The organism is Streptomyces zinciresistens K42 (genome assembly GCF_000225525.1).
GTDB lineage: Bacteria > Actinomycetota > Actinomycetes > Streptomycetales > Streptomycetaceae > Streptomyces > Streptomyces zinciresistens.
Genome location: NZ_AGBF01000026.1, coordinates 38,346 through 60,431, shown reverse-complemented (window position 1 = coordinate 60,431; position 22,086 = coordinate 38,346). Strand labels below are relative to the sequence as shown.

Here is a 22,086-nt window from a genome sequence, read left to right as displayed (position 1 = left end):
TCAGGATCGCGCCTACCCGAGCAGGAGGTCTCAATGAACAAGCTGGTGATCGGTCGCACAGCCGGAATTGTGCTGGGCCTCCTGCTCGGGCTCGCGGCCCTCGCGGTCCCCGCATACGCCCTCTACGCACTGCATACAGAAGGCATGTCGGGCCTGTCGGCTGTGATCGGTTCACACCCCGGCTGCCGCTAGAAAATCTCTCGGGGTCGGCCGACACACTCCGGCCGACCCCACCCCGTCCACCAACCGACACCCTCCACCTGGAGCACTCATGCCCGCTCTCGCGAACCTCGATCTCGACGCGCTCAACTCAGCGACCAAGTACCCCTCGATCCTCACGTACCACGAGCTCGATCCGCGCAGCGGCGGGCTGCTGGAGACCGCGACCGCCTTCAGCGGCGACGTCATCCTCACCGAGAAGATCGACGGGACGAACGCGCGGATCATCACCCTCCCCGGCGGCGACTACTTCCTGGGCAGCCGGGAGGAACTGCTCTACGCACGCGGCGACAGGATCTGGAATCCCAAGCTCGGGATCGTCGAGGCGCTCCGCCCGCTGGCCGAGCGGATCAGCGCACCCGCTGACGGCATCCGCGTGTACTACCTGGAGGTCTACGGCGGCAACAAGATCACCGCCGCGAGCAAGCAGTACACCGGCGGAACGACACTGGGGCACCGCCTCTTCGACGTGGCGGAGATCGACGCCGCGACCCTGGAGCTCCCGCAGGCCCGGATCGCGAGCTGGCGCGACGGCGGCGGCCAGTACTTCCACACTGAGGACGAACTCACCGAGACCGCGTCAGAGGAGGAGATCGAGATGGCGCCCCGCCTGGCCAGGGTCGCGGCCAGCGAACTGCCCACGGGCATCGATGAGATGCAGGCCTTCCTCACCCATCACCTGTCCAAGACCCTGGTCGCCCTCGACCCGGACGCCGGTGGCCGCCCCGAGGGCATCGTTCTGCGGACCACGGACCGCTCCGTGATCGCCAAGGCCCGGTACCAGAACTACGCGCGCACCCTCCAGCTCCGCGCCAAGCGCAACTGACACCCCGCCCTTCCGGCAAGCAAGGGCGTCAAGCGGGGCGGGAGCGCAGCCTCCCGCCCCGCTTGTGGGTGCCCACCAGAACCGTGCTGAGCCCTCATCACGCCGCCCCCCTGGCTCCTTCGCCGATCGGATAGATGACGTGGATCCCGTTAGCGCAACCCTTGCCGACCTGATCGGCCGCTACCCCTGCGCCTACAGCAACCGAACACAAGCGCTCCATCAGGCGCTGATCGTGCTCGGTAACGGCATGGTGTGGAGGCACGGCCTCCTGGTCGACCGGGCCGGAGACCCGCGAGACTGCAGGGACATCCACCAACGTTCCCGGCTTACGGCAGCCGAGACCAAGTTGTACGCCGCGGCCGGCATCACCCCGTCCACGGAACAGATCACCGGCGCCTGCCCGGCCGAGCCGGTGCGCGCCCGGGCCGCCGAGCTCGCCCATGAGCCAGGGCCGCTGGACCGCGAACCCTACCCGCCCAGCCTCCAGATCCCGCTGTTTCTCATGCCCGCGGACGCCGATCCGCACTGGCAACACGCCGCGCGCGAAATCGCCGCCGTCGTGGCGCCCTTGTGGCAACAGCCGTCCGTGGCTGTGCTTGCCACCGAGAACGAGTACACCGCCCACCAGCGCACAGCCGCCCTGGAGCGCATTGCCGCCCTGCTCACCTGACCCGTACCGCCAAGGCCGGCACGGCACACGAGGAGGACGGCGGGCGGGCGCGAGGCGGTAAGGACACGTCAGCCCTCTATTGCATAATTGGAATTACTGCCGTAGGCTTAGGTCAGGTCGGGGCGCAGGCAGCTCGCACGCTGGTCAGCACTCCCCGCCTCCCCCATCCCTTCACCGCTTGGAGTACCGATGCGACCCACGCTGATCGATCCGTACACCTTCGTCATCCGCCGCCTGTTCCTGGCCTTCCTCCCCGAGGCCGAACCCGGCGAGTGCATGTGGTGCGAGGAAGGAAATCGGCCTGGCGAGCGTCGGTCACTGGATCAGCTGTTCAGTGAGGAATGGATCGGCGACCCGGGCGTGAGCCTCACGAAGAAGCTGGGGGCCCTATTCGCAGAGCTGGGCTTCTGCGGCTTCGAGGCCACCAACGAGGAGCGGGAAGCCTGGACGGCGGCCAACGGCGGCCCCGATAGCACTGCTTCGCCGGTGGAGCGCGCGGTCCGCCAACTGCACTGGGACACGGTCATGGCGGGGGTGCTGCAGGAGCACACGTCCATCTTGGGTCACACCCACCGGTACCTTCCTGAGATACACCACCGACTCGCCGAGTGGTTCATTTCCCTTGGATACCCGGCGACCCTCGATATCACCATGGATCGCCCCGGACTCCACGACTTGCCCTGACGGGGCAGGCATCATGATTGGACCGGGCCCGACCACCCCGGAGGCCTTGTGACCACCCCTACGCCCTCATCCGCGTCCGCACCGACGATCGCCGATCGAATCCGCACGCTGGCCGAACGCCGTGACGCACTCGGCCGACCGCTCGTCTACGAACACCTGCCCGCCATCCTGGACGGCTCCCGCCTGCCCAGCTCCCTCGACATCGCCCTCATCGCGACCGAAGCCGACGTCCTGGTTGAGCTCCTGCTCGGCACACGCCCGCGCAGGGCCGTCCTCACCTACGCCGACCTCTGGATGCTGCGGTAGCCGATGCGCGGCCGCAAGCCGATCCGAGTCACCGGGCGCACCGCAGCCCCTCGACCGTCCTGGCTGGCCCTGCCGCAGCGGCCAGCCGGCGCAGGCCGACCGTGCGGCGGCGCGAACCCCCATCGAATCAAGTTGCTTAATTGGATTTATTTCTGTAGAGTGGAGCTTGTTGTCAGCCAGTCCGCCCGACTCTCCGACGGGCGCACCCGACAGCCTCCCCGAGCGCCCTCAGGAAGGAATCCCCCATGAGCAGCACCCGCACCAACGACGTCCATGCCGAGCGTGACCGCCGGATGCACGCGGAGAGGCTCACGACCGCTGCGCATGCGGGTAAGTCCAACGCGCTGCGGCGGGGCACCACCTCGTTGGAGCGGCTGCGGGCGCCGGAGCTGACGGCTGAGAACGTCCGCATGGACGGGTTCTTCGAGGCCATCACGCTCGCCCAGTACGAGACCGGACTGTGGCAGGCCCTCCTCGACACCCTCCAGTCGAGCCGCGACGCCGTGGCCACCTGGCACAGCCAGTTGGCGAAGGCGGAGCTCGAAGCAGAGCGTCCGGAGGGCGGCATGGGCAATCCCGTTGCCGATGCCCGCCGTCACCTGTGGCTCGAAGCCAACCGCAACTTCGCCCGGGACGCCGCCGACTCCTTCCGTCGCGTCAGCTGACCCATGCGGGCCGGGGCCCCGCCGCGCGGCGGGGCCCCGGCCCGCGACCCCTTGAAGCATGCCGGCGGTGGTCGCCGACTACCTCAGCGCCCCTGCCTCGCTGCGCTACGACCGCTACTCGCAGGAGCGCTATGGGCGGCATCACGACAGCAAGTGCAACCGGCGCCGGCGGCCCCGGCCGCGCCCACGGCCCATCAGGGCCGCGCCGCGACTGCGAGTTGGCGGAGCGGCCCTCCCCCTACTGATCGATTGGACCCCATGAACGACTTCCGCCCCACCGACGCCGCCCTGGCCGGCCTGCGCCTGGACCCGCACGCCCGTCATGTGCCCGCCTGGATGTACGTCCAGCGGGCCGGGGACGGGACGGTCTCCTTCGTCGGCTCCAGCCGCGTCAGCGAGCCGGGCGGCCATGCCAGAGACGCGGACCACCCGCTCCACTACGGCAGTGCCCGCACTCATCAGCTCATCGTGGGGGAGTTGGTGGTCCGGCCTCATTTCATCGTCGGCACCGACGTCCTGCGCGGTCAGGGCCTGGGCGGCATCGCGGCGCTGGGCGGCCACGACCTCGCCCGGTATCTCGGCTGCGGGGACGTGGTCCTCGACCCGTACGGCAAGCTACCGCTCTAGTTGCTTAATTGGATTTATCGCTGTAGGGTAAGGTTCATCGGGTCGGCCACTTCGGGCCCGCCCTACTTCTCCGGAGGTTCAGACATGCAGCAGCGCATCAGGCATCTCCTGTCCACGGCGACCGCCAGCTTCCACGTGTCTCATCGCGCGGGCGACCCGTTGCCCCGCGACCGGTTATGACCGCGCGGCACGCGCCGCCTCCGCCCCCGCCCCATTCCGCCCCGGGCGGGCTTCCCCCGCCCGGGCCCCAGTACCGGGCGCGGCCCGCGCCCCTTCGGCGCGGGCCGCGCCGTTTCCAAGGAAGCCGACATGCCGCTCGACCTGACCTTCCCCGGCAGCCTCAACCGCGAGCCCCACTACCGCCGATACCTCCGGCCGGAGGGGACGATTCACGTCGTGTGCGTGCAGGACTTCGACTACAGGGACTACGACGCCTCCCGGTTCGTCGACGAGGACACCTTCCCCACCAGCGTGGAAGCCGAGACCGCGCCGATCTCCACCTGGCGGCTGGTCCACGCCGTCGAGCGCGGTGAGGACCAGGAGACGCGGGCGCAGGCCGCACGGAACCTCGAAGCGGTCCGCTGCCACGTCACCACGCCCGGACACCGCCCGCAGTGCCGTCCGCACGACTGCCTGTGCGGCTGTCCTCGAACCCAGGACTGCCAGGACTGCCACCGTTGCGTGTGCTGGCGCTCCGCGTGCTGCGCCGAGCAGCCACAGAACCACTGACAGCCGAAGGACATGGGAGCGGGGCGGGAGGCAGTGCCTCCCGCCCCGCTCCCATGTCCTTCGGCCGGCCTGCACCTCGAGCGCGGGACCGCTCAGGCGCCGAGGCCCACATAGGAGACGTACGTGTAGGCACCCCAGTCGCTGTCCAGGTCGGCGATGACGTCGTCCCAGATCTCCTCGAGCTTCTCGCTGTCACCCTCCCGCATGGCGTCTACCGCGTCGTCCCAGATGTAGCGGACGTTCGGCAGGAATCGGTGCGCCTGTTCGCCCATGAGGTTCCGGCGCCGTGCGGGCTCGTCGACGAGATCCTGGTTGATGGGGTGGATCTCGATGGACGTGCCCCGGCCGCGGTTGTTCAGGTGCTGCTTGAAGGCCCCCAGGTTGTTCAGGAACCGCTCGGTGCGCAGGTTCCAGTACGCGGTGTCGATCTTCTCCTTGTTCGCGGGCAGTGGCTGTTGCGTGCCGTCGAACCACTTCTTCATCGTGCGCGGTGTCACGTCGATGCCGGCGTCGGCCATGGCCTGCCGGCCGGCGTCGCTGTCGAGGTAGTTCAGCCGCGCGTTCAACCCGCGGTTCGTGGTGACCGGGGAGCGGATGCCACCCTCGCGGATCTGCCGGGACAGGGCTTCCTCCATGGCCGCGCCGAGCGCTTGGCCGCCGCGGACGTTCTCCGGGGAGCGGTTCGCGCCGAGGCGGCCGAAATTCCTCCAGCCGCTGTCGTCGTACGGCATGGGTTAGTTCTCCCCGAGGGTGTAGAGGCGCTTCTTCTTCATCTCGCCGGGCATCCGGCCTTCTTTCCAAATCTTCTGCCAGTCGCCGACGAGGTGGATCTCGTCTACGCCGGCGACCTGCACCAGCGTAAGGCCTTCCTGATAGGCCCGGTGGGCTTTCAGCCAGAGGCTCGCGAAAGCCTGCGACCGGATGATGTGGACCCAGTCGGCTCGCCGGAGTTCCTGGTTCTTTCCTGATTCACCGATGGTTGAGGTAAATCGGGAGTACATCGCCTTGACGTACTCCTCGGTGGGCTTGTCGGATTCCTTGATTGCCTTGGTGCGTGCCTCGTTCAGGATTCGGCGGAACTTCTCCAGCAGGGCTTCCGTTCCGCCCGAGGTCCATGATTCCAGAATCCTCGGCGGGGCGGATAGGCCGAGTTCGTTGCAGCGGATCAGGAGCCGGACGGTGGCTTCGTCCAGCAGGTACGGGCCCGGCTCGACCCGTCCGCCCAGCGGGTTCGGGAGGTCCTCGTGAGGCCATTCGAAGTGGTCAACGCGGTGGATGCCGGACTCCTTGGGGAGGAACCCGCGGGTGTGGTGGCGCAGTGCGCCGATCGGCAGGTGAGTCTTGAAGGCTGACAGGTAGGCGCAGTTGGTGTCGAGGGCCGTCACGTCCAGCGGCTTTTGCATGCCCTTCTTCACCGCGGTTCGCAGGGCTTCATTGCGCCACTTGTGGCGCCCTTCCCAGATCTGGTCGGATTCCTTCTGTGACGGCTTGGAGAGGAATTCCAAGGGCTCCGGGTACACGGAATGCTCGTATGTGGCGCCGACCCTGGAGAGCTTGAACAGGGCCATAGCGTCCGGCACGGCCTTGCGCTTGAGTAGCTTGATCGCCTCGTCGACGTCGCCGTTGGTCTCCTGGAGCGCCTGGTCCACGGCGGCCGCGATCTTGTTGGTGAAGAAGGTGTAGGTGCGACCGCGCCGGACGTTGCCGGTGTCCTCCGGCGGCACCGTGGTGTCCTGGAACGTCGCCGATGTCTCCTCGTCCGGGTCGTACGGAGCATCGGCGGGGATCTGGTGCTCTTCGGTGTCCCGGGCCGGCTCCTGGACCGTCAGGGAGGCGGCGGGTGCAGGTACGACCGCCGGCGTGATGCCGGCGGCGGCCGCAGCGCGGGCGTAGGCCTCCAGTGCAGCCCGGAGCTCTTGTGTCTCCTCGGTGTGCGGAAGTCGCAGGCGCTGGCCGGCCAGGGACGCTGTCCGCGCCCTCGCCTCCTTGATGGCCTGGTCGTCGCCCGTGCGGAGCGCGTCTCGCAGCTGGGACAGAGCGGATCGGGCAGTGAGGGACAAGGGCCCGGCCTCGGTGAGCAGAGGAAGGGCCGCAGCGACCAGTTCGGCCTCCGCCGGCCCGAGCTCCTTGGTGGCCGCCGGTGTGTCCTGCGGGTCCGGCGCCAGGGTTGTGGGGCGTTCCGGGCGGGGCGCGGAAACGGCGGGCGGCATCGGCGGGCGGGCGGCGGCGTATGCGGTCAGTGCCGCTGCCAGGCGTCGGCCCTCGTTGGTGTCCGGGACTGTCGGGTGGCGGGCGGCAAGGTCGGCCACCGACGTCCGCAGGTCGCCCAGGTCGCCATGGTCCCCGGTGCGGGCCGCTTGCCCGAGCGCGGACAGCGTGCCACGCAGTCGCGCGCCGATACCTTCTGCTGCCCCGGAGATGAACGGGTGCGCCGCCTGAAGGAGTTCGTGCTCGATCTCGTCCGTGATGCTGGCGCTGGGCGTCGTGGTCGGGGTGGGCGGGTTGGGGTCGACGGCCTGCGGTGCCGTGGGCTCCGCGGTCTCGAGCGGATCGGTGAAGCGGGCACACGCCAGGTCCGCCCGCAGCTCGGTGCTCGCCAGGATTCCGAAGTCGCGTTCGGCGTAGGTGACTTCTGCCCGCTCGTCGGTCCGTGTCACTGTCAGGGTGACGTCGGCGTCCAGCGCCTCGACGAGGGGCGTCTCGTCTGTGTCGACCGCGGCCACGACGGGGATCTTCAGGCGACGCGCCACGTGGGTCAGCGCCTGTGCTGCGGCCGGCAGGGCCCGCCCGGACAGGGGCACCGATGGGTCGTGGACACGCTGCAGTCGGTCCACTACGACCAGGGCGAGCCCGTCGACGTCCTGCGCGGCCTCGGCAATGTCCGATGCGGTCAGCCCGGCCCCGTCGTCGATGTGCCAGACGTTTCCGCCCAGACGCGACAGCAGTTCACCCACGCCGTTCGCCTTGTCCTGCTCGTTTTCGGTGAGCTGGCCGGTGCGCAGGGCGCGGTAGTTCACCCCGGCCTCCGCCGCGATGACGCGCATCGCCACATCGGTGCGGGTCAGACCGGATGCCGCGTAGAGCACCGGGAGCTGTCGGCGCAGCGCCGTGTCCCGCGCTGCGGCTGCCACCAGCAGTGAGGGACCCGCGCCCGGGGCGCCCGCCACCAGCGTCAGCTTCCCGGGCTGCAGGCCGGCCACGACGCGGTCCAGGGCGGGGATTCCGAACCAGGCTGCCTCCGTCGGCGGCGTGTCGGATCCCTGAGGGGCCAGCACCTCCTGGAGGACGGCCTCCAGGGCCGCCACCGGCCGACGGCTCACCGCTCCGGTTCCGGCCTCGAAGTTGGCTGTCGGCTGGTCTGCAGGCGGTGCGTCGGCCCCGGGCGGAGGTTCGGCCGCGACAGCGACCGAAGCGACTGAAGACCCGGTGTCGGCAGGCGCGGCCGACAGCTCCTCCGGGGCCGCGGCATCGGTCCGGAGGTGATCGGCCGACGGTGTCACGCCGGGCTGGTGTGCGGTGGCTCTGGCCGCCTCGTTGCGAGCCATGAGGACCGCGAGCGGCTTCCCGTTCCGCGCCACCACCACGCCGCGCGCAGCGTCCTGTGCTGTCGGCTTGGCCACCTCCTCGACCAGGGCGTCGAGTTCGCCGAGGACGTCGTCCGCGTCGTGCACGGGCCACGTCTTGAGCAGGCCTGCATGTTCGGGGTTCAGCGCCACGACGGGGATCAGCACCGCGCGGGGCGCCGTCGTGGACCGCGACCGGTACACCTCCACCCACACCTCGCCTGCTTCGGCTTCGTCCAGCAGCGACGTCCAGTCCCGGGTCACCTCTCGTACCGACAGCGTGATCTGTCGGCGCCCGGGCGCGGGAATCCGGATCGGGCCGCCGTCGTCAGGGAGCAGCGCGGCATTCACCAGTACGGCAACCGGCGTCTTGTAGTCCAGCAGGACCTGCGGCGTCCCCGGGGTGCCTTGGCCCCCGCTCCCCGCGGCCGCGGCCACCAGGTCCCCCAGCTTGGGCCGGGCAGCCGTTTTGGACAGCGACGGCCATCCTCCGACCTGCGCCCGCGCCGCCGCATCGAGCGACTTCAGCGACACCAGGGCGGCCCGGACCTCCGTTCGCCCCGTCCCCTTGGTCACGACCGTCACGACACCGTCTCGTGCCTTGTCTACGAGGGGATACAGCTGCGTCCGCGCCACCGAGACGCGCAGCACCTTGGGCGCGCCGTCGGGGCCGGCGCCTGCCCACACGGGCCCTGGCTCCGCCTTCGTCGCGTCGGGCGGTACAGAACGATCAGACATAAAGCACTCCAGGAGACGAGGCATCCCGATGCGGCGTGGCCGCCGCAGCAACACAAGAACCCGTAACAGACTGTCGGGTCGACACCGTAACAATAGCCCCGCAGCCACCACGACACCCGCAGAATACGTAACAAATCCCGGAACGCGGGAGGGTGGCGCGCCGCAGAGTCCGTAACACCCGGATGGCTAAGTTGCTTAATTGGAAATATTGCCGTAGGGTTTCCCGTATGGATCGCACCGCACTCGCCCGCCGCTCAGCCACTGCGCTCGCCGCCCACGCCCCACACGTCACCGGAGCGGTAGCGCTCGCCGCCCTCGCGCTGCTCGTACTCCCCTTCGACGGCCCGATGGCCAAGTTCATCATCGGGTTCCTCAGCGGAATCGTCGGCGGCAGGCTCGGCCCCCGAGTCGCCGCGCACCTGTCCAGCAGCAAGAGCTGACCGCCCCCGCGCGCGGGGGCGTGTGCTCGGCCCCCGCCGTCTGATCACCCTCACCCGGGACCTGCGACCGCAGGTCCCGGCCGGAAGAGAGAAGCGACAAGCATGCAGATCACGATGCCGTGCGGACTGGGAATCGGCCCCGGCGGACAGTGCTCCGCCGCCATGTGCTTCAACGCCGCGACCCACGTCCTGGAGCACCACACCGACTCCGGCGTCTGGCGCGCGGGGGCGTATTGCACGCCCTGCCTGAACCGGAAGGTCCGGCCGGCCGCGCAGGTCGCGACGGCCGACGAGCTCGACATCATGTACGGGCGCACCGGGCGCATGAACGGCCTTCCCGATGACACGTGGAAGATCCGCGCCTTCGCGCCCGACGAGCTCGCCGAGCTGGAGGCGATCCGCAGCGGCGCCCTCCTCAGCCTGTACGTGGGACCCGGCAACTTCATCTGGGCGACCCAGGCCGACATCGAGGCCGATCGTGAACGGCGCACCGCGGAGGAGGAGGCCGCCAAGCAGGTCAGGCGGAGCCGCTCTCGCCTGTGACGCACCGGGCACACGGGTGCGCGCGGACACCGGACACGGCTGCCGGTCCACACCCGAGGCCCTCAGGCGGGGCCTGCGCACGAGGGCGCTGCGTGGACACCGCCCCGATGTATTGCATAACTGGATTTACTGCTGTAGTATTTGAGTTGTTGGCGCGGCAACCACTGCGAGCGCCAAGCGCCCACCCAACTCCCGGAGGTTTCCAGTGGCCAGCAAGCGCAGCATCCGACAGCTTCTCTCCTCCGCAACCGCTGCCACGTTCGGCGCCAGCCTGACGCGCCGCCCCGCCCCGGAAGTAGGCGCAGAGAACGAAGGCCGCCGCAGCGAAGCCGTCGAGATCGCGTCGCCCCTCGACCCTCGCACCTACGGCAACCACCGCTTCCACGGACAGGACGGCGTGGTCGAGTGCTGACGGGTCGTGGGGCGGGGGGTCATGCGAGACGCCTCGATTCCCCGCCCCACGACCGTCACCTTCACTGGATCACCCGCAGGCGCCTTTCCCGCCCGACACACCTCAGGAGGCTTCGATCATGCGCAAGTGCAGAGCGTGCGACACCGTCAACAACCCTACGGAAAGGGTCTGCATGGTCTGCGACACGCCCTTCCCCCTCTCCCGCGTGCGCATCAACCTGACCGGCCGCAGGCGGCCGCGCCGGGCGCTGAAGGCGGGTTGACCGCGCCCGGCGGGGGAGGTGATCTCGCCCCTCCAGCAGGTGAAGGCGAGATCACCTCCCCCGCCCCGTGCTGCTCAGGCATCCTGTCGGGGCGGTGAATCCACCGCCCCCGAAACCGAAACCCCGGAGGTTCACACCGTGAAGAAGTTCGGAACCATCCCCCGCGCCCCGTGGCCTCGCTGGGCCCTCCTGTGGGGCGCGCCGTGCGTCGCCGTCGCCTTGGGCTCGATCGGCACCGGCCTCATGGTCGGCGCGCGCTCCGCCACCGGCACCGCCCTCGTGATCGTCGGCGCCGTCGGCGCCCTGTTCGCCTTCGTGCTCACCATGCCCCGGCGCACCGACAGCCACGAACCGGGGTGATTTCACCCCGCACCGTCGCCCCCCCTGGCCGCTCACCCCGAGCGGCCATCAGTATTTCCAATTGCACAATCGCCGCTCGCGGGCCTCCGCCCGCACCCCGGCCGCCCCGGCCGCCCGCACCGCCCCCGGCCGCCGTGGCAAGCCCCGTGGGCCCGGCAGCCGTCAAGCCACCCGCCACAACCCAACGCACCGCCGCAGCCAGTCGCACCCCCTCCAGCCTCACCCTGTCCGATGCCGCACCTGTCGTCTCCACCGCTCGCTGGTCTCTGTGTCCGTCCTTCATTCGTCGTCCGTTCTCCGTGTGTGCTCTCCTCCGCTGCTCTGCTCTCCTCCGTTCTGCTCCTCTGCTCCTATTCCTCCTCAACCGCCGGCCTCTGGTACCCCTTCGCACGTGCTGATGCTTGGCCAACTAGCCCTGTAGGGAAGTAGTCGGCGTGCGTGGCGGCTCGGAATTCACGCCCTGAGCTGGAGTTTTGCACCTGTCGACTCATGTCTGCGGCGGAACCCAGGATGACACCTAGGGCGCGACCCGGGGCATGACCTAGGACGCGACCCAGGATGTGACTCAGGGCGCGACCCGGCGATACCGGCCAGAACGATGCGCCGCGCCTCCCGGGCAACGAGCCGCGAGGCGCGGCCCGATTGGGCTGCCGCCTCGGTGGAGCCCTCTCCCGATCACCACGGAAGCCGGGGCAGGGGCAGGGGCGGAAGGGTGCCTGCCGGCAGCCGCCGTTCGCGTCGCCCGGCCCGGGCCGCGGCTTCCACGCAGACCTGCGTACGGCGCCGGGAACGTCGCAGAGTCCAGCCAGGGCGAATTCTCCCCACCGGTCGGCGTGAGGCGGGAGGTGAGATCACCCCTCGTCAGAGGTGAGCCGGGGTGATCTCACCTCCCCGCCCGTACGTAGGGGTGTTCTCTCCCCCGTCAGAAGCCGAGGCGGAATCACCCCCCCAGGCGCGCCGGTGCCCTGGCCGTCCTCCGGCAGAAGGGGGAGACGGAGGGAGGTGATTCCGCCCCCGGGACTCGTGACCGTGCTCAGGCCGGCAGGTCCACGGGCGCCAGACACCCGCAGAGGTGGCGCTCCCCCCGGCTGTACGTGAAGCCATGGCCGTGGCAGTCGGAACAGTCCGGGTCGTGCGCCTGGGGTGCGCCCGCGGTGCAGTCGATGGGTTCGGCCCAGACAGGCACGAAGATGCCGTCGCCCTGGTCGTCCCAGGTAAGGGTGACCATGACAACTGCCGTCCCGCCGCAGCCGCCGGGGCAGTCCGGCTCGTGGGACTGTTCGATCTCGTCGGGGTGCTCGTCGAGGTAGGTCTCCAGCAGGTACTGGCGCGCCTTCTCGTCGCTCGTGCGTGGGCGGCCGTCGCTTTCGCGCACGAGGTGGCCGGCGCGCGCGGCGGCCTGCGCGGCGGCGCGGTCGGCAGGCGCAAGCGCCGCGGCACACCAAAGCAGCAGGCCCCGTGCGATGTGGTGCGCGCGCACCTGGGTGGCCGTCTGGAGGGAGTCGCCCCGCCGTCGGCACTCCCTGGCCACGGTGTCCGTCCAGAGCATGGTGCGGACGAGCCGCGACTCCGTCGGGCAGTACAAGGGCATGTCCGCCCGCTCGGGGGCCGGGTTGTGCACTGCCGTCAGTCCGGCCGCCGGCTGCGGCATGACGTCGGTGCGGCCGTGCAGGGCTGCGTAGTTGGTGCGCAGGTAGTCGATTCCGGACCGGGGAGTGGTGGGCAGGTGGAAGCCGTCGTGGGCGAGGAGGTTGGTCCCGAGCCCGCGTGCCGCCTCGTGAACGTCCAAGTCGTGGGCGCCGCGCAGTGCGAGGACGTCGTACAGTGCGCCGAGGTGGATGAGGTGGGCGCGCTGGATCCGGTGGACCTGGTCGTCGCGGAAGGTTCCCGGGTGCTCGAAGATGGTGTCGCGCTGTGCATGGGCCCAGCAGGCCTCGAGGATCATGCGTTGGACGGAGGCCTGCTCCTGGGCGTACGCAGCGACGGTGTGCTCAGGCAGTGGTGGCAGGGAGGCGGGCACGGGTGTTCTTCCTGGTCGGTGGGTGGGGGTGGTGTGCGGGGATGAGCGCGGTGCAGTCCGTGATCGTGACGCCGTCGAGGTGTCCGAGGTCGTCGTAGGTCAGCTCGACTTCGAGTTGCCCGTGTTCCGTGAGCGGCTTTCGGCACAGGCCGCAGGGCACGCGGGCGAATGCGCCGGCCGGGTGTGCGGCGAGCTGGCGGACGTGCCTGCGCTCCAGGACGAGTTGGGCGGGCCGGCCGTGCGGGGCGGAGCGATTCCCGTGCGCGAGGTGAAGAAGGGCCTCGGCGGGGTTGAACGTGGCTGGTCGTTGCGGGCGGGTCATCATGAGCTCCTGTGCCGTCGGAAACGCCCGGGGCCCGGCATTGCCGGGCCCCGGGCGGTCGAAGTTCAGAAGTGGTCGCCGATGTCGACGCTGTTGTACTCCTCGCGCGAGACGGTCTCCCAGTCGGTCTCCTTGCCGTCCTGCAGCTTCAGCTCCCACTTCGCGGGCTTCTTGTATCCCTTGAAGACGCGCACGGTGGTGGTGCCGCACGGTGCGGAGGGGACGCCCTTGTCGGGCGTGCGGACGCCCGGCGTCGAGCGCGGCGGGTTCTTCGAGGTGTCGGTGCGCGGCGGCTGCGGTGCGTCCGGCTGGTCATCGCTCGTGTCGGCGGGCGGCTTGGGCTTGGGCTTGGGACCCGGCTTGGCGAGCGTGGTCCGGAGCGTCTGGGTGCGGGTGGACCGGCAGGGGGCCGGCCGCTCGACCTGCTCGTAGACGGGGTCCTGGGCGGCCCGGCTGCGCTTGTCGATAACCTTGCCGTGGTCGAGGTCGGTGTCGGAATCCTCGCATCCGACGAGGGTGAGAGCTGCGGTGGTGACGATGGTCGCGGTCGCGATGACCGACCGCACAGCGGCGGAGCGCACGATGTGTCCTTGGGTGTGGTGGCGTTGGGTACGGGAGGGGCGAGCGGGCGGTCGAACGACGGTCGAGCGACCGCCCGTCGCGTGTCAGGCCCGGGGAAGGCCCGAGACCAGGCGGTTGTAGAGCTCGGCGTTCGACAGGGCCAGCGGGTCGGAGCCGACGGCGCTGACGCCGGTGTTGCCCGGGAGGCCGGAGAGGACGCCGAACGCTTCCGCTTCGCCGAACGGGACGAACTGCCAGCGCACGTTCTCGCCCTGCGTGGACCGGAGGAAGTCCCTGGTCGCGGGCGCGTCCTGCGGGGCGCCGTCGGTCTGGAACACGACGAAGGCCGGCGTGCCCCTCTTGTAGGCACGGGAGGAGCGGTAGTGGGCGAGCACGGCCTCCATGGCCGGGCGGTAGCGCGTTCCCCCCATGGTTCCCAGGGAGTTGTGCAGCTGCCCGATGCGGCCCTGGTGGGCGCCGAGCTTGACGTCGACGAGAGCCTGCGGACGCCGGAGCAGGCCGCCTCGCGCGATGGTGTGCATCTCGGTGGAGAAGAAGCCGACCGGGACCTTGCCGTCGTCGTCCAGGTGCGCGGACAGGCTGAGGATCTGGTCGCTCAGCCGCTGGACCGAGCCGTCGTTGAAGAAGTCCGTCATCGAGAGGGAGCGGTCGATCACGAGATAGACGGCGGCACGGCCGCCGAGGCGGTCGCTCTCGCGGAGACTGGTCTCGGCGTCCTTGTACATGTCGATGAGGTCGGGCGCGGTGCCGGCGACCTTGTCGAGGCTGATAGCCGAGGTCTTCTGAAGGGAGTGGGTGGCCACGAGTTTGCTCCTTGGCGGGGTGGTACCGGCGAGTGGGTCATGCATAGAGGTGTGCTGCGCGCGGGCCGTGTGACAGGAGGCGTGGGATTTCTTGCGCCGGGCCCGGGGCTGTGTGCCCCGGGCCGTGCTCGGCTTCCGCTGTCAGTGGGGCAGAAGTTCGTCGAGGAGGCGGTCGATGTCGACGGCCTTGGACTCCTGGCCTGCGGCGACAACCGCGTAGGTCTTGGCGAGCCACTCCTTGATGGGGGCTGCCATCCCTTCGAGGCGTGCGTATCCGTCGGGGGTTTCCAGTTCGATGCTGATGCTGCGGTCCTGAAGCGGGCCGACCGGGGTGATCTTCACATCGCCGAGCCCGGCGGGTGCCGTGATGCCCTGGGCGAGCAGCTCCCGGGCGAACGTCCATCGCACGACCTCGTCGGGCGTGACGTCGAAGGAGAACTGCACCGCGTAGGGGTCGGTGTCCTTGTAGTAGAGCCGCACGGGGACCGGCACACGTGTGTCCGGGTCAGCCACGAGCGTCATGTGAGTCTTCAGTTCCAGGCCGGGAAAGCCCATGGGTGATTCCTGTTCTTCGGCGGGAGGCGCACGGCGAGGCGGGCGGCGGAAGGCAACGCCCAACCGATACCCAAACAGTACAGCTATATTTCCAATTAAGCAACACTCTTAATGTGGGTCCGCTGATCGACGACCTCTGCCCCGGCAGTCGAGGAGCGCAGCAGGCCCGAGGGGCGGATCTTGATCGACTGAACGGTCTGCGCAGGTCGCCATCGGCTTCCGATCGCCACAGCGACCGATCGGATCGGCTGCCCTGAGCCGATCGCGACCGGTCGGGATCCGATGCCGGCCGATCAGCGGGCCATTCATGACAGGGCCTCGATCGCCTCCTTGAGGGCGGACAAGTAGAGGCCGCGGGGCGAGCCGTCCAGCTCCCGGATCCGCTCGGAGGACAGGTCGACCTGCGAGGCGTCCAGCTCGCGACGCAGGGCCTTGCCGAGTTCGCGGAGCCGGTCGATGTCGCTCTTGTCGTCCCAGCGCCCCCAGCGGTCGGCGTCGTGTCGCCGCAGATGGGAGTGCAACTGGTCGTAGGTGAGATAGGCCGGATCATGCTCCAGCGTGAACGCCTCCCGCAGGATGCGGACAATGCCGGGCAGGGGCTCGGCGCCGCCCTGCTCGGCGGCAGGGGTGCCGGAGTCCAGGAGTTCCAGGAGCTCGTGCCACGCGTCGAGCAGTCCTGCCTCGTCGAGGGTGAAGGTCAGGTCCGGCCGGCCCGCGGCCGCACGCTCGGCTCCGATCCTGGCCGCGTACTGCGCGGTGACTTCCCGCACCTGGTAGCGGACCGGGCGGTCGGGCATACCAGGCAGGCCCTGCGCGTACAGCTGGCCCGCATCGTTGACCTCGGTGTGGGTGGCTGCCCGCAGAAGATCTGCGCGGTACCCCTCGGCGATTGCTCCCCCGCCCAGCAGCTCCGTGACGTCCACGCGCCGGCAGGCCCCCAGCAGCTTGCCGGACAGCTTCGGGCCGATGGCCTCGCCGAGCCAGTCCCGGGTGCCGAACTGGCTCCCGCCGATCACCCAGATCGCTTCCTTGCGCCCGAGCAGGAGCAGTCGGATCAGCAAGGTCTTCGCCTGGGCCGACAACTGCGCCCACTCGTCGACGAACACGACGATGGCCGGGTGCTCGGGCGAGACGCGCCATTTGTTGCCCCAGCCGTAGCGGGCGCGCTGCCGGGCGCGGGCCGGGCACAAGGTGAGGAGGAGGAACTTCAGGGTTGCGACGATCTTCTCGTCGTCCATGCAGGCGTCGAGCGTGATCGCCTCGCCGAGGTCCCCGACGCCGGTGCCGACCGGGTCAAGGTTGAAGGCGACCGCGTCCTTGCAGGCCGTGACGACCTCGGCCATGGCCAGCATGACGCCTGACTTGCCGGCGCCGGAGTCGGCGACCATCAACAGCATCAGCCCTGCGAGGGCGAAGGCGAGCGGCTTGGCGTCCATGGAGACGCCGTAGTCAGCTGGATCGAGGATCGACATCGACAGCGGCGCCCGGTACGGGACGTCGCCGACCAGTTCCGGGCTGAACGGCGAGCGTTGCATCATGCGGACCGTGCAGGCCTCGCCGGCGTCTGGGTCACCCTCGATCAGCAGGCCGTTACGACGCAGCCTGAGCAGGGTGATCAGTCCCTTGTAGGTGTCGTCCTTGTTGAGGTCGTCAGGGGTGCCGGTCTTGAACGAGACGCGGGCGGACCAACCCCACGGCTCCTGGGTGACGTCGGTGACCTGGTCGACGTCCTGCCCTTCGTGCAGCAGGGCGCGGTGGAGGGCTTCGCCGGCCTCGCCAGGGGTGGTGGCCTGCGCGATCGGGAACGGGGTGAGGTCTTCCTCGGTCTCGTCGGCCGGTGCGCTGCCGGGGGTCTCGGGTGCCTTCAGGGCAGGGAGGTCCAGTTCGGGCAGCAGCAGGTCCTCGGGGACGGGTCGCTCGGCGAGTTCGAGCGGATGGTGGGTCAGCCACCACCCGGCGGCGGCAAGCACCGGGGCCGCGGCCAGCAGTGTGGAGGGGATGCTGGCCGCCACGAGCCCTGCGACGCCCAGAACGGGCAGCAGGGCGCTGAAGCGGCCGAGCGCCATCAGGGAGCGGGCCCGGCGGATCTGCTCCGGGGTGGGCTGCTCGGGAGTGAAGGGCACCGACTGCAGTGCGTCCAGGCCGTTTCGGCGGCGCCTGAGCTCGCGGCTCAGGTCACGGATCGCCTGCTTCTCGGCTGCCTCCAGACCGTACGCCGCGGCGTCCTCGAGCCTGCGCTGGAGCTTCTTCTCCAGCCGGTGGACTGCGGTGAGGGCCTCCTCGCGGCGGGCGCGGTCGGCTTCCAGGGGCCTGTTGACGATCCTGCGGCGGATCTCGTCGTCGGACATGTAGCCCACGCGCAGCCAGTGCCGTGCCGCGGACAGGGCGTTCCGCAGGCCTGGGAGGATCTGGCCGGCGATGGCGGCCGCGGCGGTGCGGGCGCAGTGGGCCACGCGCCGGGCGGCGGTCGACGATCGTGGGACGCGCTCATCGGCCGGCGGGTCCTGCGTCTCGCGCTGAGGGCCGGGCTCGTCCTCGTCGACGATCTCGGCGAATACGAGCTCGCCGTAGGGGGCCAGTTCGGTGCTGTCCGCAGGGTCGTGGGGGTGTTGCATGGGGTCAGGGCTCCTCGCCAAGAGCGGAGGCTGGCGCGGGCGGCCGCCACGCACGGGTGGCGTGCGGGCGGCCGTCGGCGGCGTCAGCCTCCGAAGATCCACAGGCCGATGTTGTTGCCGGTCAGGGTGGTGGCGCTGACGATCACGCCCATGAAGCCGAGAGAGGTGCCGTAGCAGATCGCCACGACCGCCCCGCCAGCCATCTCCTTCCAGTCGGCCGGCTTCCACTTGGCCGCGTACAGGACCACGAGGTAGTAGGTGATGCCGCACAGGCCGATCGCGGCGCCGCCCGCCGAGACCGGTGTGACGGCCGTGCGCGGCGCGTTGGTGTTCACCTTCGCGCCGGCGCCCTCTTCGGCGGCGGCCTGTCCCAGGTGGTTCATGGCGGCGCGCAGGGCTCCAGCTCCTTCGCCGAAGAGCCCGCGTGAGTTCACCGTCACCAGCAGGACGAAGAAGAAGACCAGCACGAACGTCTTCTTCTTTCGGAGGAGCTTCTTCTTGAATCCGGCGATGACGGCCGTCGTGGCCATCGCCCCGAAGAGGAGTGCACCGAAGCCGGCGTTGGCGGATTGATTGTCGAAGATGTCGATCGCAAGGTCCATGGTCAGGCTCCGGCAAGAAGGTGTACGACGGCGCGCCAGGTGACGATCACCAGGCCCGAGACTCCGGCCCAGATCACCGGGCGGGTGATGATCCAGCCGAGGCGGGAGCGCACAAGGCGCCAGGTCAGCCGCCCGATGGTGGTGGCCACCGACAAGGCCGCGCGGCACAGCAGGCCAAGGGGGTGATTGATGCCCGCGCCGATGACGACGGCACCGGCGGCACCCAGGACCGCGCCGGCGGAGACCAAGGGCGCCTCCAGGCCGTGCGCCGTGAAGGCATCGGCTGCCCACCGTGAGGCGGGGGCTCCGTGGAGGGGCACCAGGTTGACGACGGCCAGGCACAGGAGGTTGCGGCCGAGCTGCAGTCGGCTCCAGTCGACCTCGTTGCCGCTGGAGTCCGTGGCGTTGGTGCGCTCGATCACGGCAGCGAGCAGGTCGGTCCAGCCGAACCCGAATGCGGCGCCGACGGCCTTCTCCACACCGCGGCTGACCACCTCGGTGATGTCGAGTTCCGAGCCCGGGGCCGGGAAGGGGGCGTGCGACGGCAGCGCGGGCGGGGGCGCCGACCCGGTGACCGCGCACTCGGTCAGAGTGGGATCGGCCCTGACACAGGTGTCACGGATCGGGCAGCCAGTGCAGCTGGCCGCCGGAGTTGCCGCGCCTGGGTCGGCCTGCTTCTTGGAGAAGTTGGAGTGGGACGCGGACGGCATCAGCGGCTCCCGGTCTTGATGCCGGCCGCCGCGGTGCGCCGCTCGGGCATGGGACGGCGAGAAGGGGGCCGCGGGCCCAGGCCGTCGATGACGTACAGCACGGGCCTGCCCGATGCGAGGGCGTCCGGGCCGGCCAGGTCCGCGGTGACCTGTTCCGGCGCTCCGGACCTCGTCACCGAGCTCTCGTCCGCAGTGGCGGGTGCGAAGCCCGGGGGCAGCGCGGGCAGGTCGCCGTGTGGCCCGTGCTCAACGCTGAGCAGGGGGACCGCCTGGGTGGAGAGCACTGTGGCCGGGTCCCGCGGGCATGCGGCGGCGAGGGGGAGGCTGGCGTAGGCCTCGTCCTCCCACTGCTGGCCCTTGCGGGCGGCTGTTCGCACCTGGCGTGCCCGCTGGGTGCGGCGTGCCGTGCGCTCGCGGCGCTCGGCACGCTCGGAGGCCGACTCCCGGGTGCCGTAACGGGCCCGGGCAAGGCGGTGGTCGTCTCCGCCGATAAGCCACCGCAGGCGGCCGGGCAGGCGCCAGCGGCCGATCCGGTGCCGGCGGGTGCGGGCGTGGGTCATGATGTGCGAACTCCCGTTTCGTGGAGGAGGGAGACCCGGCCGGGCCCTGGAAAGCGGGCCGGGTCTCCCGGTCTTGGTGCTCCGAGCCGGAGCAGTTGTCAGACGCCTGCGAGGTCCTGGCTCAGCCGGCCCTTGGCCTTGGCGTTGAGGTAGTTGGCGATCGCCAGGGCGCGCCCGTCGGCGATCGTTTCGCCGCTGGAGCGGACCTCGTCCGAGATGCTCCGCTTGCTCAGCGGCTGCTTTCGTGTGAGGAGGCGCTCCACCGCGGCGCGTTCCTTTTCCTCGAGCACCACCTCCTCCTCGTCTCGTTCCGCACCACTGGTGCGCTCCTGTCCGTTCCGGGCGCCGGGATCGTTCCGGTCCGTGCGCCGGTCCGCCCCATCCGGTGCGTGCTGCTTCCGCGCCGGCGTTGCCGCGCCCCGTTCCGCGGTGCGCTCGGACACCTGTGCCCCTGGCGGCGGGTGTTCCGTTCCGATTCCGGGCGGGGCGGAACGCGGCAGTCCGGTGCGGGGCGGAACGCCGGGAAAGTCCTGCTCAGCCTCGGGGTGGCCGAGTGGAACGAGGCTGTCGTTCCACTCCATTCCGCGACCGTGCGCATGGGGCGTCACCCCTGCAGCCTGGATGGTTCCGGCCCAGTGCGCCCAGGTTCCGGCGGGCGTTCCGCCCGGAACGCTCCAGACCGTGCGGAACGACGGAACGGCGCCCGGACCGGCTCCGGAACGAAGTCCGTCGGTCGGCACGCGGGGAATCACGATGCGGTGCAGAGCCGTGCCGGAACGGAGCGCGTTCCGGTCCGCCAGCTCGATGCCGGCGGCGTTCCAGGCGCGTTCCAGCGTGGACAGTGCGGCGTTGTCGATCGTCAGCGACCAGGCCGTCCAGGACCGCACCGGGAACCGGACCCAGCGGATCAGGCCGATCTTCGGCCGTGCCCGGGAGACCAGTCCCTGCTCCCGTAGGTACTGGCGGTGGACCAGGGAGGCATACAGCTCCCACAGCACCATGCCGACGACGCTCATGGTCGCAAAGGCGACGGACGCCTGCGTCGGCCGGCCGCCAGGCCCGCAGTGATGGGCGTAGTTCATCGCGGCCGCGCCGGACGCGAACACCCACGTCATGATCCGGTAGATGGTGCCGGCATCGCCCTGCTGCCGCGCCTGGTGGTACATCCAGCCGGTGAACGCGGTCGTGAGCTCCCAGGCGGCGGCGAAGCCGAGGGCGAAGACGGTCCACCATCCGAACGCTTCCTTGGCGTAGTCGGTCTGGGACCACCAGGCCACGGCCATCGGGGCGAGGATCGGGCCGGCGACGAGGCCCCGGCGGGCCTGGTTGCGAACCATCTCCCGTATCCACAGGCGCCCCTGGGTGAGGCGGTGGGCGAAGGTCGGACGTCCTGCGGCCTCTTTGTGCTCGCGCCGCGCCGTTGCTCGCTGAATGCGGCCCTGCTGACGCAGACGCTTCCGCTCCTGCCTGCGGGCGGCGCGCGAGCGCGCCCGCTCCCAGGCCTCCTGGGCCTGGCGGAGCAGTTGCTCGGCGGCTTCCTCCTTCTCCATCGCTGCGGCTTCCCGGGCGGCAGCCTTCTCGGCAACCGTGGCGGCTCGCTCCTCGGCTGATGCGACCGTCGCCGCTGCGGTGGTGCGCAGTTCTTCGACGTCGCGGGTGGCCCGTTCCCGTTCGGCCCTGATGCCTGCGGCCGCCTGCCGGCGGAGCTCTTCGGCCGCGGACGTCGCCTCACTGCGGATACGTTTTGCCTCTGCCTCTGCGGCGCGCAGCCGGGCATCAGCTGCCTCGGCGTCGCGCCGGGCCGCGCGGGTCAGTTGCTCGGCCCGGAGCCCGGCGTCGTTCAGCTCCTTGTCGGCGGCCAGTTGCGCTTCTTCGCGCAGTCGGCAGGCGTGGGCGGTGGCCTCCTCGATGGCGGCCCGCCCTTCTGCCTCAGCAGTTGCCAGGGTGTCGGCGGCCTGGCGGTCGGCTGCTTCCTTCGCCGCCTCCGCCTGGGCGGCGGCGTCGGCCTTGAGGGCTGCCCCGGCCTCCCGGCCACGGTCCTGGAGCGCCTCGGCCCGGCGCTCTGCCTCCGCTCGGATGTGTGTGGCCTGCGCTTCGGCCGCCACCAGGAGGACAGCGGCCTTCTCCTGTGCGCCGGCCTCGCAGTTCCTGGACTTCTCCTCCGCCAGGTCGACGATGTCGGCCGCGCGGTCGCGCGCATCGGCGAGTACGGCCAGGGCCTCGCGCGCGTCGGCGGAGATGGCCGGGGAGTCGGCTTCCACGGGGCGCGGATT

At 70.3% G+C, this 22,086-nt stretch carries 25 protein-coding genes; 13 read left to right on the top strand and 12 right to left on the bottom strand.

Going from position 1 to position 22,086, the window contains the following annotated elements:
- The 8 genes from SZN_RS41350 to SZN_RS11495 form a co-directional block, all read left to right on the top strand.
- A partial coding sequence (locus SZN_RS41350; RefSeq protein ID WP_208865786.1) for a hypothetical protein occupies nucleotides 1–192 on the top strand: 192 nt, incomplete at its 5' end.
- Nucleotides 193–271: 79 nt separating this feature from the next.
- On the top strand, nucleotides 272–1,045 hold the full coding sequence (locus SZN_RS11525) for an RNA ligase family protein (RefSeq protein WP_007494485.1): 774 nt from the start codon (nucleotides 272–274) through the stop codon (nucleotides 1,043–1,045).
- A 139-nt stretch (nucleotides 1,046–1,184) separates the two neighbouring features.
- Entirely contained in the window at nucleotides 1,185–1,715 is a 531-nt protein-coding gene (locus tag SZN_RS11520) for a hypothetical protein (protein ID WP_007494483.1), read from the top strand.
- Between the two features lie 189 nt (nucleotides 1,716–1,904).
- Nucleotides 1,905–2,399 carry a hypothetical protein gene (locus SZN_RS41345; protein ID WP_007494481.1) on the top strand — a complete coding sequence of 165 codons (495 nt, stop codon included), beginning with the start codon at nucleotides 1,905–1,907 and terminating at the stop codon, nucleotides 2,397–2,399.
- A gap of 48 nt (nucleotides 2,400–2,447) precedes the next feature.
- A complete protein-coding gene (locus SZN_RS11510) occupies nucleotides 2,448–2,705 on the top strand; it encodes a hypothetical protein (protein ID WP_007494479.1) in 258 nt (85 codons plus the stop codon).
- A 245-nt stretch (nucleotides 2,706–2,950) separates the two neighbouring features.
- On the top strand, nucleotides 2,951–3,370 hold the full coding sequence (locus SZN_RS11505) for a hypothetical protein (RefSeq protein WP_007494477.1): 420 nt from the start codon (nucleotides 2,951–2,953) through the stop codon (nucleotides 3,368–3,370).
- Between the two features lie 258 nt (nucleotides 3,371–3,628).
- Nucleotides 3,629–3,997 (top strand): hypothetical protein, encoded by a 369-nt coding sequence (locus SZN_RS11500; RefSeq protein ID WP_007494475.1) that lies wholly within the window; start codon nucleotides 3,629–3,631, stop codon nucleotides 3,995–3,997.
- Between the two features lie 309 nt (nucleotides 3,998–4,306).
- Nucleotides 4,307–4,726, top strand: coding sequence for a hypothetical protein (locus SZN_RS11495; RefSeq protein ID WP_007494470.1), 420 nt, complete (start codon nucleotides 4,307–4,309; stop codon nucleotides 4,724–4,726).
- A 92-nt stretch (nucleotides 4,727–4,818) separates the two neighbouring features.
- Here the strand turns inward: SZN_RS11495 and SZN_RS11490 are convergent, their stop codons facing one another.
- Nucleotides 4,819–5,457 (bottom strand): hypothetical protein, encoded by a 639-nt coding sequence (locus tag SZN_RS11490; RefSeq protein ID WP_007494468.1) that lies wholly within the window; start codon nucleotides 5,455–5,457, stop codon nucleotides 4,819–4,821.
- Nucleotides 5,458–5,460: 3 nt separating this feature from the next.
- Nucleotides 5,461–8,865, bottom strand: a complete 3,405-nt coding sequence (locus tag SZN_RS38480; RefSeq protein WP_208865785.1) for a DnaB-like helicase C-terminal domain-containing protein — start codon at nucleotides 8,863–8,865, stop codon at nucleotides 5,461–5,463.
- Between the two features lie 389 nt (nucleotides 8,866–9,254).
- Between SZN_RS38480 and SZN_RS11480 the strand changes: the two genes are divergently transcribed.
- The 5 genes from SZN_RS11480 (at nucleotide 9,255) to SZN_RS11465 (ending at nucleotide 11,044) form a co-directional block, all read left to right on the top strand.
- The gene (locus tag SZN_RS11480; protein WP_007494464.1) at nucleotides 9,255–9,467 is read left to right on the top strand and encodes a hypothetical protein; all 213 of its coding nucleotides are present in this window, start codon (nucleotides 9,255–9,257) and stop codon (nucleotides 9,465–9,467) included.
- Between the two features lie 102 nt (nucleotides 9,468–9,569).
- Nucleotides 9,570–10,010 carry a hypothetical protein gene (locus SZN_RS11475; RefSeq protein WP_007494462.1) on the top strand — a complete coding sequence of 147 codons (441 nt, stop codon included), beginning with the start codon at nucleotides 9,570–9,572 and terminating at the stop codon, nucleotides 10,008–10,010.
- 205 nt (nucleotides 10,011–10,215) lie between these two features.
- A complete protein-coding gene (locus tag SZN_RS11470) occupies nucleotides 10,216–10,422 on the top strand; it encodes a hypothetical protein (protein ID WP_007494460.1) in 207 nt (68 codons plus the stop codon).
- 118 nt (nucleotides 10,423–10,540) lie between these two features.
- On the top strand, nucleotides 10,541–10,684 hold the full coding sequence (locus SZN_RS41340; protein ID WP_157846352.1) for a hypothetical protein: 144 nt from the start codon (nucleotides 10,541–10,543) through the stop codon (nucleotides 10,682–10,684).
- A 138-nt stretch (nucleotides 10,685–10,822) separates the two neighbouring features.
- A complete protein-coding gene (locus SZN_RS11465; RefSeq protein WP_007494456.1) occupies nucleotides 10,823–11,044 on the top strand; it encodes a hypothetical protein in 222 nt (73 codons plus the stop codon).
- Between the two features lie 1,033 nt (nucleotides 11,045–12,077).
- Here SZN_RS11465 and SZN_RS11460 read toward each other — a convergent pair.
- From SZN_RS11460 to SZN_RS11420, 10 genes are all read right to left on the bottom strand, one after another.
- Nucleotides 12,078–12,989 (bottom strand): hypothetical protein, encoded by a 912-nt coding sequence (locus tag SZN_RS11460; RefSeq protein WP_139063545.1) that lies wholly within the window; start codon nucleotides 12,987–12,989, stop codon nucleotides 12,078–12,080.
- Between the two features lie 46 nt (nucleotides 12,990–13,035).
- Nucleotides 13,036–13,386 (bottom strand): hypothetical protein, encoded by a 351-nt coding sequence (locus tag SZN_RS11455; protein ID WP_033895347.1) that lies wholly within the window; start codon nucleotides 13,384–13,386, stop codon nucleotides 13,036–13,038.
- Between the two features lie 65 nt (nucleotides 13,387–13,451).
- Nucleotides 13,452–13,967 (bottom strand): hypothetical protein, encoded by a 516-nt coding sequence (locus tag SZN_RS37645; protein ID WP_007494451.1) that lies wholly within the window; start codon nucleotides 13,965–13,967, stop codon nucleotides 13,452–13,454.
- Between the two features lie 84 nt (nucleotides 13,968–14,051).
- Nucleotides 14,052–14,771 carry a VWA domain-containing protein gene (locus SZN_RS11450; RefSeq protein ID WP_007494449.1) on the bottom strand — a complete coding sequence of 240 codons (720 nt, stop codon included), beginning with the start codon at nucleotides 14,769–14,771 and terminating at the stop codon, nucleotides 14,052–14,054.
- A 141-nt stretch (nucleotides 14,772–14,912) separates the two neighbouring features.
- Nucleotides 14,913–15,293, bottom strand: coding sequence for an SsgA family sporulation/cell division regulator (locus SZN_RS11445; RefSeq protein ID WP_244313335.1), 381 nt, complete (start codon nucleotides 15,291–15,293; stop codon nucleotides 14,913–14,915).
- Between the two features lie 338 nt (nucleotides 15,294–15,631).
- A complete protein-coding gene (locus SZN_RS11440) occupies nucleotides 15,632–17,941 on the bottom strand; it encodes a hypothetical protein (protein ID WP_007494446.1) in 2,310 nt (769 codons plus the stop codon).
- A gap of 83 nt (nucleotides 17,942–18,024) precedes the next feature.
- The gene (locus SZN_RS11435) at nucleotides 18,025–18,543 is read right to left on the bottom strand and encodes a hypothetical protein (protein WP_007494444.1); all 519 of its coding nucleotides are present in this window, start codon (nucleotides 18,541–18,543) and stop codon (nucleotides 18,025–18,027) included.
- Nucleotides 18,544–18,545: 2 nt separating this feature from the next.
- Entirely contained in the window at nucleotides 18,546–19,253 is a 708-nt protein-coding gene (locus tag SZN_RS11430; protein ID WP_007494442.1) for a hypothetical protein, read from the bottom strand.
- The gene (locus tag SZN_RS41910) at nucleotides 19,253–19,813 is read right to left on the bottom strand and encodes a hypothetical protein (protein WP_007494440.1); all 561 of its coding nucleotides are present in this window, start codon (nucleotides 19,811–19,813) and stop codon (nucleotides 19,253–19,255) included. Before SZN_RS41910 ends, SZN_RS11430 begins: the two co-directional genes overlap by 1 nt.
- Nucleotides 19,814–19,911: 98 nt before the next feature.
- Nucleotides 19,912–22,074 carry a DUF2637 domain-containing protein gene (locus tag SZN_RS11420; protein WP_007494438.1) on the bottom strand — a complete coding sequence of 721 codons (2,163 nt, stop codon included), beginning with the start codon at nucleotides 22,072–22,074 and terminating at the stop codon, nucleotides 19,912–19,914.
- Nucleotides 22,075–22,086: the final 12 nt, after the last annotated feature.

Coding starts and splice junctions, on each gene's coding strand:
- SZN_RS11445 (WP_244313335.1), bottom strand. CDS start 15,293: ATGACGCTCGTGGCTGACCCGGACACACGTGTGCCGGTCCCCGTGCGG.
- SZN_RS11435 (WP_007494444.1), bottom strand. CDS start 18,543: ATGGACCTTGCGATCGACATCTTCGACAATCAATCCGCCAACGCCGGC.
- SZN_RS41345 (WP_007494481.1), top strand. CDS start 1,905: ATGCGACCCACGCTGATCGATCCGTACACCTTCGTCATCCGCCGCCTG.
- SZN_RS11480 (WP_007494464.1), top strand. CDS start 9,255: ATGGATCGCACCGCACTCGCCCGCCGCTCAGCCACTGCGCTCGCCGCC.
- SZN_RS11505 (WP_007494477.1), top strand. CDS start 2,951: ATGAGCAGCACCCGCACCAACGACGTCCATGCCGAGCGTGACCGCCGG.
- SZN_RS11495 (WP_007494470.1), top strand. CDS start 4,307: ATGCCGCTCGACCTGACCTTCCCCGGCAGCCTCAACCGCGAGCCCCAC.
- SZN_RS11455 (WP_033895347.1), bottom strand. CDS start 13,386: ATGACCCGCCCGCAACGACCAGCCACGTTCAACCCCGCCGAGGCCCTT.
- SZN_RS11460 (WP_139063545.1), bottom strand. CDS start 12,989: ATGATCCTCGAGGCCTGCTGGGCCCATGCACAGCGCGACACCATCTTC.
- SZN_RS11500 (WP_007494475.1), top strand. CDS start 3,629: ATGAACGACTTCCGCCCCACCGACGCCGCCCTGGCCGGCCTGCGCCTG.
- SZN_RS11490 (WP_007494468.1), bottom strand. CDS start 5,457: ATGCCGTACGACGACAGCGGCTGGAGGAATTTCGGCCGCCTCGGCGCG.
- SZN_RS11525 (WP_007494485.1), top strand. CDS start 272: ATGCCCGCTCTCGCGAACCTCGATCTCGACGCGCTCAACTCAGCGACC.
- SZN_RS11440 (WP_007494446.1), bottom strand. CDS start 17,941: ATGCAACACCCCCACGACCCTGCGGACAGCACCGAACTGGCCCCCTAC.
- SZN_RS11430 (WP_007494442.1), bottom strand. CDS start 19,253: ATGCCGTCCGCGTCCCACTCCAACTTCTCCAAGAAGCAGGCCGACCCA.
- SZN_RS11475 (WP_007494462.1), top strand. CDS start 9,570: ATGCAGATCACGATGCCGTGCGGACTGGGAATCGGCCCCGGCGGACAG.
- SZN_RS41340 (WP_157846352.1), top strand. CDS start 10,541: ATGCGCAAGTGCAGAGCGTGCGACACCGTCAACAACCCTACGGAAAGG.
- SZN_RS41910 (WP_007494440.1), bottom strand. CDS start 19,813: ATGACCCACGCCCGCACCCGCCGGCACCGGATCGGCCGCTGGCGCCTG.